Genomic DNA, 13490 nt, shown 5'->3' with positions numbered 1-13490 from the left:
TGGCGCGGGTTGATGTGGTGCAGCCGGTGTTGTGGGCGGTGATGGTGTCGTTGGCGGAGGTGTGGCGTTCGTTCGGTGTGGCCGTGGATGGTGTGGTGGGTCATTCGCAGGGTGAGGTGGCGGCTGCCTGTGTGGCGGGTGGGTTGAGCCTGGACGACGGGGCGCGTGTGGTGGCGTTGCGTTCCCGTGCGGTGGGGGTGTTGGCGGGGCGCGGCGGTATGGCGTCGGTGCCGTTGCGGGTGGATGTGGTGCGGGAGCGTCTGTCCGGGTGGGGTGGTCGGTTGTCGGTCGCGGCGGTCAACGGCCCGTTGTCGACGGTGGTTTCCGGTGACGCGGACGCTGTCACGGCACTGGTGGACGAGTTGCTGGGGGAAGGCGTACGGGCGCGGTCGGTCGAGGTGGATTACGCGTCGCACTCCTCGCATGTGGAGGAGATCCGCGAGCAGTTGCTCTCCGACCTGGAAGGCATCACACCTCGTTCCGGTGCGGTGCCGTTCTTCTCGACGGTGACGGGTGGCTGGCTGGACACGAAGGGCTTGGACGCGGAGTACTGGTACCGGAATCTGCGGGAGACCGTCGAGTTCGGGAAGGCGACGGAGGCGCTGTTGGGGGAGGGCTTCCGGTTCTTCGTCGAGGCCGGCCCGCACCCCGTGCTCACCTTCGGTGTCCAGCAGACCGCCGACCGGGCCGACACCGCCGGCTCCGCGCAGGGCCCCGCCGTGGTCGTCGGCACGCTGCGGCGCGGCGAGAGCGGCCTCGACCGCTTCCTGACCTCCTTGGGAGAGGCCCACGCGGGCGGTCTCTCGCCCGACTGGGACCGGGTGTTCGCCCGGCACCGTACGGACGGCGTCTCCCTGCCCACCTACCCCTTCCAGCGCCGCCCGTACTGGCTGGAGGACACCGGCCCGGCGGCAGGCGTTCCTGCCGGGACGCCGACGGAGGGCGACGACTTCTGGGAAGCCCTGGGCGGGGGTGACCTGGACCGGTTCACCACGGCCCTCGGGGTGGCGCCCGAGGACCCGCTGAACGTGGTGCTCCCCGCGCTCGCCACCTGGCGCACCGAGCGCACCGAGCGTTCGGTGGCCGACTCCTGGCGCTACCGCGTGACCTGGCGGGCCCTGCCCGAAGGCCCCCCGCCCGTGCTGGACGGCAGCTGGCTGATCCTGTCGTCGGACGGTCAGTCCGAGGAAGGAGCGCGCCGGTCGGAGGAGATCCTCCACGTCATGGAGCAGGCCGGCGTCTCGGTGGTCCATGTACGGCTCACCGAGGCGGGGGCCGACCGCGCCGTGCTGGCCGAACGGCTCCGTGTCTCCCTCGACGCGCTGCCCGGCCCGGTGACAGGCGTGCTGTCGCTGCTGGGCCTCGACGAGCGCCCGCACTCCGCGCACCCCTCCGTCCCGTTGGGCACCGCCCTCAACCTGACCCTGGTGCAGTCCCTCGGTGACGCCGCGATCGACGCGCCCCTGTGGTGGGCGACCCGGGGCGGAGTGTCGGTCGGGGCCACGGACACGGGGAGTGCGGTCAGTGCCGCGCAGAGTCTGCTGTGGGGGCTGGGCCGGGTCGCCGCGCTGGAGTTCCCGCAGCGCTGGGGCGGTCTGATCGACCTTCCGGAGGTCCTGGACGCGGACACCGCCCCCCGGCTGTGCCGGGTGCTGGCCGGTGCGGCCGGGGACGAGGACCAGGTCGCCGTACGGGCCGGCGGCTGCCACGGCCGGCGGCTGGTCCGGTCCGCGCTGGGCGACACCGTGCCGGGGCGGAACTGGCGGCCCGGTGGCACCGTGCTGATCACCGGCGGCACCGGCGGGATCGGCACGCAGATCGCGCGCTGGCTGGCCCGGCGGGGCGCCGCACACCTGGTGCTGGTCAGCCGGGGCGGAGCGGACGCGCCGGGTGCGCTGGAGCTCTCCGAGGAACTGTCCGGCCTGGGCTCTCAGGTCACCTTGGCGTCGTGCGACGTCGGTGACCTGGACGCCCTGCGCGCGCTGAAGGACGGCCTCGAACAGGACGGCCACCGGATCAGCACGGTCTTCCACGCGGCGGGGGCCGGGCTCCTGGTGCCCCTGCCCGACACCGACGTGGACGAGTTCGCTGGCACGCTCCATGCCAAGGCGGGCGGGGCCAGGAACCTGGACCTGCTCTTCGACCGGGACACGCTCGACGCGTTCGTCCTGTTCTCCTCCATCTCCGGGGTGTGGGGCAGCGCCGTCCACGGCGCCTACGCCGCCGCCAACGCCTACCTCGACGGCCTTGCCGAGGACCGCAGGAGCCGTGGCCTCGCCGCGACCTCCGTGGTGTGGGGGATCTGAAGCCCCGAGGGCGGGGCCGGGATGGCCGCCGAACTGGTGGAGGAGAACCTGCGCGGCCACGGCGTGCTCTTCATGCCGCCGGCGGTCGCGATCACCGGACTCCAGCAGGTCCTCGACCACGACGAGACGGTGACCGTGGTCGCCGACATCGACTGGGACCGCTTCGCGACGGTGTTCACCTCGGCCCGTCCGAGCCCGCTGTTCGACGAACTCCCGGAGGTTCGCACCGCGTTGGTCGCCGAACCGGCGACCGTCGGAAGCGGGGCCGAGGAGACCTCCTCGGCGCTGCGCGACCGGCTCGAGCCCCTCCCCGCGGCCGAGCGGGCCCGGGTGCTGGTCGACCTGGTCCGGACCCACGCGGCCGCCGTGCTCGGCCACGGGTCGCCGGACGAGGTCACCCCCGGCCGCGCCTTCCGCGACCTGGGCTTCGACTCACTGACCGCCGTGGACATGCGCAACCGGCTCAACACCGCCACCGGCCTGCGGCTCCCGGTCACCGTCGTCTTCGACTACGCCTCGGCCACCGCGCTCGCCCGGCACCTGGAGACCGGACTGCTGGGCGCCGCCGAGGAGCCCGCCGCCGCCCGGCAGCTCCCGTCCGTGGCCCCCGCTGAGGACGACGACCCCATCGTGATCGTCTCCATGAGCTGCCGCTACCCCGGTGGCGTACGCACGCCCGAGGACCTGTGGCACCTGGTCGCGGACGGACGCGACGCCGTCTCCGGGCTGCCGTCCGACCGGGGCTGGGACCTCGAAGCGTTGTACGACGCGGACCCCGACCGGCCCGGCAGGAGCTACGCCGCCGCAGGCGGATTCATCCGGGACGCTGACCGGTTCGACCCGGCCTTCTTCGGGATCTCCCCGCGTGAGGCCCTGGCCATGGACCCGCAGCAGCGGCTGCTGCTCGAAACGTCCTGGGAGGCGATCGAGCGCGCCGGTATCGACCCGACGACCCTGCAAGGCACCCCGACCGGGGTCTTCGCCGGGGCCTCCTACCAGGGATACGGCGGCACCCTGAGCGAGGTCCCCGAAGAGCTGGAGGGCCTGTTCATCGCGGGCATCTCCACCAGCGTCCTGTCCGGCAGGGTCGCCTACCAACTCGGCCTCCAGGGGCCCGCCGTGACCGTGGACACGGCCTGCTCCTCGTCCCTGGTGGCGGTCCACCTCGCCGCGCGGTCGCTGCGCGCGGGCGAGTGCCAGCTGGCTCTGGCGGGCGGCGCCACGGTGATGGGCACCCCGCTGTCGTTCACCGGCTTCAGCCGGCAGCGGGGGCTCGCCGAGGACGGGCGCTGCAGGTCCTTCGCTGCATCGGCCGACGGCTTCGGCATGGCCGAGGGCGTGGGCCTGCTGGTCCTGGAACGCCTTTCGGACGCCCGCCGCAACGGCCACCCGGTGCTCGCGGTGCTGCGCGGCTCGGCCATCAACCAGGACGGCGCGAGCAACGGGCTGACCGCGCCCAGCGGCCTGGCCCAGCAACGGGTGATCCGCGACGCGCTGGCCGACGCCCGGCTGACGGCCGCCGACGTGGACGCCGTAGAGGCGCACGGCACCGGTACCCGGCTGGGTGATCCGATCGAGGCCGACGCGCTGTTGGCCACGTACGGTCAGGACCGGCCCGCCGACCTCCCGTTGCGGCTGGGGTCGCTGAAGTCGAACATCGGCCACACCCAGGCCGCCGCTGGGGTCGGCGGCATCATCAAGATGGTGCTGGCCATGGCGCACGGCGAGCTGCCCCGGACCCTGCACATCGACCGGCCGTCCCCGAACGTCGACTGGACGGCGGGCGCCGTCGAACTGCTGACCGAGGCCGCACCCTGGCCGGAGACCGGCAGGCCGCGCCGGGCCGGGGTGTCCTCGTTCGGCCTCAGCGGCACCAACGCCCATGTCGTCATCGAGCAGCCGCCCGCCGAGGCCGCACTTCCGTCGCCCGCGTCGCCGGCCGCGCCGGTGCCCGAACTCCCCGCCGAGTCCGGCGAGAAGGCCGCGGGCGCCCCGCGCCCCGCCGTCCCGTGGGTCCTGTCCGGGCGGACCGCCGAGGCGGTCAAGGCCCAAGCGGAGCGGCTGCACACGTATCTGACGGATCATCCGGAGCTGTCGTCCGCCGACATCGGCCATTCGCTGGCCACCACCAGGACCGCCTTCGAGCACCGCGCGGCCGTCGTCAGTGACGACCGTACGGCCCTGCTGGGTGGCCTGGCGGCGCTGGCCGCCGGCGACCGCGCACCCGACCTGGTCGAGGGCACCGTCGCCCGGTCGTCCAGGACCGTCCTCGTCTTCCCCGGCCAGGGGTCCCAGTGGGCCGGCATGGCCCGGGAACTGCTCGACCACGCCCCGGCCTTCGCCGACCGGATCGCGGCCTGTGAACGCGCCCTCGCCCCGCACCTGGACTGGTCGCCGCTCGCGGTCCTGCGCGAGGAGCCCGACGCGCCCCCGCTGGACCGGGTGGACGTGGTGCAGCCCGTGCTGTTCGCCGTGATGGTGTCGCTGGCCGAGCTGTGGCGGGCGCACGGGGTCGTCCCCGACGCCGTGGTCGGCCACTCCCAGGGGGAGATCGCCGCCGCCTGTGTGGCCGGTGCGCTCTCGCTGGACGACGCGGCCCGCATCGTCGCCCTGCGCAGCCGGGCCCTGTCGGCCCTGACCGGCCGAGGCGGCATGCTGTTCGTACCGCAGCCCGCCGAAGCCGTACGCGAAGCGCTCGCCGACCACGTCGGACTGCTCGACATCGCCGCCGTCAACGGGCCGACGTCGGTGACGGTCTCCGGCGACCCGGCGGCGCTGGAACGGCTGAGCGAGCGGTACGCCGAGGAGGGCGTCCTGACCTGGCCGGTCCCCGGGGTGGACTTCGCCGGCCACTCGCCCCAGGTGGAGGAGATCCGGGAGGAACTGCTCACCCTGCTCGGCCCCACCACGCCCCGGACGTCCGCCATCCCCTTCTACTCCACGGTCAGCGGCGGCCCCATGGACACCCTGGGCCTGGACGCCGCGTACTGGTACAAGAACCTGCGCCGCCCCGTGGAGTTCGGACGGGCGGTCGACGCGCTCATCGCCGACGGACACCACATCTTCGTCGAGTGCAGCACCCACCCCGCTCTCACCGTCTGGCTCCAGCAGGCCGTCGAAGCGGCCGGGATCGGTGACGGAGCCGTCGTCGGCACCCTGCGCCGCACCGAGGGCGGCCCCGGCCGCTTCCTCGCCGCGCTCACCGAACTCCACGTGAGCGGAGTGCCGGTGGACTGGGGCACGGTGTTCGCCGGAACCGGAGCCCGTACGCGGCACCTGCCCACGTACGCCTTCCAGCAGCAACGCTACTGGCTGGAGCCCACCGCCCCCGACCGGTCCGCCACCACCACGACCGGCGCCGGCCCGGCCGACTCCGGCTTCTGGAGCGCCGTCGACCGCGGGGACCTGGACGCCCTCGCCACCACCCTGCGGGTCGAGGACGGGGAACTGCGGTCCTCCCTCGCCTCCCTGGTGCCCACCCTCGCCGCGTGGGCACGCGGCCGGGCCGACGACCGGACCGCCGACAACTGGCGCTACCGGGTCGCCTGGAAGGCCCTGCCCACCCCCGAACGCCCCCGCCTCACCGGCAGCTGGCTCGTCGTCGCCCCGGCCGGAAACGCCGACGACCCGGCCGTCACGTTCGCCATGGACTCCCTGCGGGGACACGGCGCCACCCCCGTCCTGGTCGAGGCGGGCCCCGACGCGACCGACCGGACACGCTTCGCCACCCTCCTCCGCGACGCCCACGAGCGCACCGACGGGCCGCCCACCGGTCTCCTGTCACTGCTCGCCCTGGCCGAGGAACCCCACGACGGGGGATCGGCGCTTCCCCGCGGCCTCACCCTGACGGTCGCCCTCCTCCAGGCCCTGGGCGACCTCGGCACCGACGCCCCGCTCTGGTGCGCCACCCGGGGCGCGGTGTCGGTCGGCCGCTCCGACCGGATCGGCAGCACGCTCCAGGCCCTGGTCTGGGGGCTCGGCGGGGTCGCCGGTGTCGAGTACCCGCAGCGCTGGGCCGGCCTGATCGACCTGCCGCGACGGCTCGACGACCGGGCCGCGACCCGGCTCGCCGGAGCGCTGACGGGCCCGGACGGAGAGGACCAACTGGCCGTACGCGCCACCGGCCTCCACGGCCGCAGGGTCGTCCACGCCGGACTCGGTGGCACCGCCCCCGCACGCGACTGGACCCCCGAGGGCACGGTCCTGATCACCGGCGGCACCGGCGGCCTCGGCGCCCAGATCGCCCGTCGGCTCGCCCGTACCGGTACCGCGCACCTGCTGCTCACCAGCCGACGCGGTGCCCAGGCCCCGGGGGCCGACGACCTCCTGGCCGAACTGCGCGGACTCGGTGCCACCGTCACCGTCGCGGCCTGTGACGTCGCAGACCGCGACGCGCTGGCGGACCTGCTCGACGGCCTTCCGGCCGAGCGCCCGCTCCGCGCCGTGCTGCACACCGCGGGCATCCTCGACGACGGGGTGATCGACACGATCACCCCCGAACGCGCGGCCGGGGTCCTGCGCCCCAAGCTCGACGGCGCCCGCAACCTCGACGAACTCACCCGGGAACTCGACCTCACCGCCTTCGTGCTCTTCTCCTCCCTCGCCGGCACGCTCGGCGGCACCGGCCAGGGCAGTTACGCCGCCGCCAACGCCTACCTCGACGCGCTGGCCCGGCACCGCCGCGACCTCGGACTGCCCGGCACCTCGGTGGCCTGGGGCCTGTGGGGCGGTGACAGCCTCGCCTCCGGAGCGGTCGCCGAGCGGCTGATCCGCGACGGTCTGCCCGCCATGGACCCCGCCACGGCCACGGCCGCGCTGCACCGGGCCCTCGACCACGACGACACGGCCGTCCTCGTCGCGGACTTCGCCTGGGACCGCTTCACCCGGGCGTACACCGCGCTCCGGCCCAGCCCCGCCCTCGGGGACCTGCCCGAGGTACGGGAGGTGCTCGACGCCCCGGGCGGGCCCCGGAGCACGGCCGACGGCGCCGAGCCGCCCGCCCTGCGGCTGGCCGCACTGCCCCCGGCGGAACGGGACCGGGCGCTCCTGGACCTGGTCCGCCGCGAGGTCGCCGCCGTGCTCGGCCACCCCGGGCCCGAGGCGGTGGGACCCGACCAGGCGTTCAAGGACATCGGCTTCGACTCGCTGACCGCCGTCGAACTCCGCAACCGGCTCGCCGCCGCCACCGGCCTGAGGCTGTCGGTGACCCTGGCCTTCGACTACCCCACCGCCACGGACCTGGCCGGACACCTGCGCACCGAACTGCCGGGGTCGCCCGCCACCGAGGCGCCCGCCATCCCCCGGCAACTGCTGGGGGCCGTCGCGGTGCCCGAGGACGAGGCGATCGCCGTGGTCGCCATGAGCTGCCGCTACCCCGGCGGCGTCAGCACCCCCGAGGAGCTCTGGGAGCTCGTCGCGGGCGGGCAGGACGCGATCACCGGCTTCCCCACCGGACGAGGCTGGGACCTGGACGGCCTCTACGACCCCGACCCGGACCGGGTCGGCAGCACCTACGCGCGGGAGGGCGGCTTCCTCCACGACGCCGACCGCTTCGATCCGGCTTTCTTCGGGATCTCCCCGCGCGAGGCGCTGACCATCGACCCCCAGCAGCGGCTGCTGCTGGAACTCTCCTGGGAGGCCTTCGAACGGGCCGGCATCGACCCGCTGTCGCTCAAGTGCAGCCCGAGCGGCGTCTTCGTCGGATGCAGCCACCACGACTACGGGTCGCGCGTCACCGAACCCTCCGAAGAGTTCGAGGGCTACCTCGGCATCGGCAGCGCGGGCAGCGTGGCGTCCGGGCGCATCTCCTACAGTCTCGGTCTCGAAGGCCCCGCGGTGACCATCGACACGGCGTGCTCCTCCTCGCTGGTCGCGGTCCACCTCGCGGCCCGGTCGCTGCGCTCCGGCGAATGCTCGCTGGCGCTCGCTGGCGGGGTCACCGTGATGTCCACCCCGGGCGCGTTCGTGGAGTTCAGCAGGCAACGGGTGCTGGCCGAGGACGGCCGCTGCAAACCGTTCGCCGCCGCCGCCGACGGCACCTCCTGGGCCGAGGGCGCCGGACTGCTCGTCCTGGAACGCCTCTCGGACGCCCGGCGCAACGGCCACCCCGTACTCGCCCTCGTACGCGGCTCCGCCGTCAACCAGGACGGCGCCAGCAACGGCCTGACCGCCCCCAACGGCCCCTCCCAGCAGCGGGTGATCCGTGCGGCGTTGGCGGACGCCGGGCTGACGGCCTCCGAGGTCGACGCGGTGGAGGCGCACGGCACCGGCACCCGTCTCGGCGACCCGATCGAAGCCCAGGCGCTGCTGGCCACGTACGGCCGGGAACGCGGTGCGCGGGAGCCGCTGTTGCTGGGGTCGCTGAAGTCGAACATCGGGCACAGCCAGGCCGCCGCCGGAGTCGCCGGCATCATCAAGATGGTGCAGGCCATGCGGCACGGCGCGCTGCCACGCACCCTGCACGTCGACACGCCGACCCCCCACGTGGACTGGTCGTCAGGTGCGGTCCGGCTGCTCACCGACGACACCCCGTGGCCGGAGACCGGCCGCCCCCGGCGGGCCGCCGTGTCGTCGTTCGGCGTCAGCGGCACCAACGCCCACACCATCCTCGAACAGCCCACCGAAGCGGCTTCGGCCGCCGGTCCGGTGCAGGCTCCGGAGGATGCCTTCGCCCTGCCCGGTCGGGCAGGGACCGGAGCGTCCCTCGGCCCCGACGTATGCGAACCGGCCGGGACCGGACCGCCCNGCCGACCCCGATGTATCCGAACCGGAGCAGGCCGCCGCCCCCGACGCCTCCGGCGCCGCTCAGCCCCGCGCCCTCACCGTCCCGGACGCCTCCGCAACCCCCGGCGCCTCCGGCCCCTCCCTGCCCGACACCCCAGCGCCGAACCCGGCGGCCACCACCGCGCCCGCCCTGCCCTGGCTGCTCTCCGCCCGCAGCGCGTCCGCGCTGCGCGCCCAGGCCGCCCGGCTGCTGCGGCACGTGGAGAGGCACCCGGCCCTCGCCGTCGCGGACCTGGGCCGTTCCCTGGCTCTGAACCGCAGCACCTTCGAGTACCGGGCCGCCCTCACCGGCACGGACCGGCGGGCCCTGCTCCAGGGGCTCGCCGCGCTCGCCGCCGGAGAGCCGTCGGCGGACCTGGTGAGCGGTGTCACCGGTCCGGCGGCGAAGACCGCCTTCCTCTTCCCCGGCCAGGGCAGCCAGCGCACCGGCATGGGCGCCGGCCTGTACGCGCGGTTCCCGGCCTTCGCCGACGCCTTCGACGCGGTCTGCGCGGAACTCGACCCGCTGCTGGACCGCCCGCTGCGGGAGGTGATCGACGCGGGCCCCGGCGATCCGGACCACGGTCTGCTGGACCGTACCGAGTACACCCAGCCCGCCCTGTTCGCCCTCGGCGTCGCCCTGTTCCGGCTTGTCGAGCACTGGGGCGTACGTCCCGACCGGCTGCTCGGCCACTCCGTGGGCGAGCTGGCCGCCGCCCATGTCGCGGGCGTGTTCGCCCTGCCCGACGCCGCACGGCTGGTGGTCGCGCGGGGACGGCTGATGCAGGCCCTCCCGGAGGGCGGCGCGATGGCCGCCCTCGCCGCCGGGGAGGAGGAGGTGCTGCCGCTGCTCGCGGGCCGCGAGAGCGCCGTAGGTCTCGCGGCGGTCAACGGCCCGGCCTCGACCGTGATATCGGGCGACGCAGCGGCGGTCGACGAGATCGCCGCCGTACTCGCCGCGCGCGGGCGCAAGACCCGTCGGCTGCGCGTCTCCCACGCCTTCCACTCGCCCCTCATGGAGCCCATGCTCACCGAGTTCCGCGAGGTCGTTGCCCAGGTCGTCCCGGGGGCGGCCACCGTCCCCGTCATCTCCGACCTGACGGGCGAGCCTGCCACCTCCGAGCAACTCGGCTCACCGGACTACTGGGTGGAGCACGTGCGCGGCACCGTCCGCTTCGAGGACGGCGTGCGGCACCTGGAACGCGACGGCGTCACCGCGTTCCTGGAACTCGGACCCGATGGCGCGCTCACCGCCCTGGGCCAGGACTGCCTGACCGGAGCCACCGGAGCCACCGCAGCCGTCGGAGGCTCCGAAGGCACCGGTACCGCCGCCCTCACCGGCACCCCCCTGCTGCTGCTGCCGCTGCTGCGCAAGGACCGGCCCGAGGCACCCGCGGCGGCCACCGCCCTGGCCCGACTGCACGTCGCGGGCGTCCCGGTGGACTGGAGCGCCGTCCACTCCGGTGGTCCGTCCCGCCCCGCCGTCGACCTGCCGACCTACGCCTTCCAGCGCGGCAGCTACTGGCTGGCGGCCGGTCCGGCCACCGCGGACCTGCCCGCGGCCGGACTCCGGACCGTCGACCACCCGCTGCTCGGCGCCGGAACGGAACTCGCGGACTCCGACGGCTTCCTCTTCACCGGCAGGTTCTCGGCCCGCAGCCACCCCTGGCTGGCCGACCACGGCGTCTACGAAGGGGTGCTGTTCCCCGCCACCGCGTTCCTGGAACTCGCGGTCCGCGCGGGTGACCAGGTCGGCTGCGACCAGGTCGAGGAACTGACCCTGGAGGCACCGCTGGTGCTCCCGCCGGGCGGAGCGGTCGCCCTCCAGCTCACCGTCGGCAGCCCGGACGCCTCCGGCACCCGCCCGCTGAGTGTCCACGCCCGGGCGGCCGACGACGGCCCTGACGCCCCCTGGACCCGGCACGCGAGCGGTCTGCTCACCCCCGCCGAGGACCCCGGCCCGGCAGACCGCTCCGACCAGGCGGGCCCGGGCGACCCCGTGGCCTGGCCGCCGCCCGGAGCCGTCCCCCTCGACACGGACGGCCTGTACGACCGATTCGCTGACGGCGGCTTCGCCTACGGCCCCGCGTTCCAGGGCCTGCGCGCGGCCTGGCGGCTGGGCGACGAGGTGTACGCCGTCGCGAGCCTGCCGGAGGAACAGCGGCCGGAAGCCGCCGCGTTCGGCCTGCACCCGGCGCTGCTGGACGCCGCCCTGCACGCACTGGTCTTCGACGTACTGGAAGGACCCGCGCAGGGCTGGCTGCCGTTCTCCTGGAACGGGGTGCGCCTGCACGCCTCCGGCGCCACCGAACTCCGGCTGCGGCTGACCCCCACCGGCCGCGACGCCGTCACCGTACGGGCGACCGACGCCACCGGGCGGCCCGTGGTCTCGGCCCGCTCCCTCGTCCTGCGGCCCGTCTCGCCCGACCGCTTCCGGGCCACGCGCACCGGACACCACGAGGAACTCTTCCGCCCCGAGTGGCACACCCTGCCCGAGCGCACCGGCGCAGCGGCGGACACCGTCCCCGACCCGGAGACCTGGACCGTGCTCGGCACCGGGACCCCCCTGCCCGGCGCCGCGCCGCTCCCCGGCCGTACGGTCACCGACCTCGCCGCGCTCTCCGCCCTGCTCGATGCGGGCGAGCACCCGCCCCGGCTGGTCCTGGCCGCCCCGCACGCGCCGCCCGGCACCCTCCGCGACGCGGTCCACGACGGCCTCGGCACGGTCCTCGCCCTACTGCGCGGCTGGCTGGCCGACGAGCGCCTGACCGGCTCCAAGCTGGTCCTGGTCACCGCGGGCGCGGTGCCGGTGACCGGCGACGACGCCCCGGACCCGGCCCTGGCCGCGCTCTGGGGCCTGGTCCGCTCGGCCCAGACCGAGAACCCCGACCGTTTCGTCCTGCTGGACCTGGACGCCCACGACAATCCGCCCGCCGTCCTCGCCGAAGCCCTCGCATCAGGGGAGCCCCAGCTCGCGATCCGGGCCGGGGCCGTCCACACCGCCCGGCTCGCCCACGTACCGCTGGCCGCCCCCGGCCGCACCCCCGGCTGGTCCGGCGACGGGACCGTCCTGATCACCGGCGGCACCGGCGCGATCGGCGCCCACATCGCCCGCCACCTGGCCGCCGAACACGGCGTCCGGCACCTGCTGCTGACCAGCCGCAGCGGCCCCGCCGCCGACGGCGCGGCGGAACTCGTCGCCGAACTCGCCGCCCTGGGCGCGCACGCCGAGATCACCGCCTGCGACGCCGCCGACCGCGACGCCCTGGCCGCCCTGCTGGCCGACCTGCCTCACGCACATCCCCTGACCGGGGTGATCCACGCGGCGGGCGTCCTGGCCGACGGCGTCGTCGCCACCATGACGCCCGAGCAACTGAACCTGGTCCTGCGCCCCAAGGTGGACGCCGCCGTCAACCTGCACGAACTCACCGCCGGGCTGGACCTCTCCGAGTTCGTCCTCTTCTCCTCCATCGCCGGAGTCTTCGGCGGCATGGGCCAGGGCAACTACGCCGCCGCCAACGCCTTCCTGGACGCCCTGGCCCACCGGCGCCGCGCCGACGGGCTGCCCGGCCGCTCCCTCGCCTGGGGCCTGTGGGCCAACAGCACCGGGATGACCGGCGGGCTCACGGAGGCGGACCTGCGACGGATCGCCAGGGGCGGGATCGTCGCCTTCGAACCGGACCAGGGACTGGCCCTGTTCGACACGGCCGCCACCCTCGACGAGCCAGTGCTCCTCCCGCTGCGGCTCGACACCGTCGCCGTCCGCGCGCAGGCCGTCACCGGAGGCGTCCCCGCCCTGCTGCGCGGCCTGGTGCGCCCCGCCGCACGGCGCGCCGTCGCGGGCCCCGCCACCGGCACCGGCCCCGACGGGCCCGAAGCGCTGAAGCAGCGCCTCGGCTCCCTCGACGAGACCCGGCGCGGCCGGGTCCTCCTCGACCTGGTCCGCACCCACGCCGCCTTGGTCCTCGGCCACAGCGGCCCGGCCGAGGTCGAGCCCGGACGCGGCCTGCTGGAGGTCGGCTTCGACTCGCTGACGGCGGTGGAACTGCGCAACCGGCTGCGCGCCGCCACCGGCCACCCCCTGCCGGCCACCCTGCTCTTCGACCACCCCACCCCGGCCGCCGTCGCCGCACACCTTGCCGCCGAACTGGTCGCCGACGCCGCACCCGGCCCGGTCTCCGGCCTCACCGAACTGGACCGCCTGGAAGGCGCACTCGACGGCGGCGTCGACGACCCGGCGGACCGCGAACGGCTCGCCGCCCGGCTCCGGGAACTCCTCGGGCGCCTCGACCCGGCGGCCACCGCAGGCGACGGCACGGCGGCCGACTCCCTCGAGGACCGCATGGACGGCGCCAGCGACGACGAACTCTTCGACCTCATCGACAGCGAGCTCGGCCTGTCATGACACCGAACCGACACGCG

At 75.2% G+C, this 13490-nt stretch carries 1 pseudogene; it reads left to right on the top strand.

The features are described 5' to 3' along the window. Positions 1 to 13470 (top strand): annotated as a pseudogene (locus B9S58_RS39945) (type I polyketide synthase); the annotation flags it as partial. Positions 13471 to 13490 lie beyond the last annotated feature (20 nt).

It is taken from the genome of Streptomyces sp. SM11 (assembly GCF_002910905.1).
Classification (GTDB): Bacteria; Actinomycetota; Actinomycetes; order Streptomycetales; family Streptomycetaceae; genus Streptomyces.
This window is presented reverse-complemented; position numbering and strand designations above follow the sequence as displayed.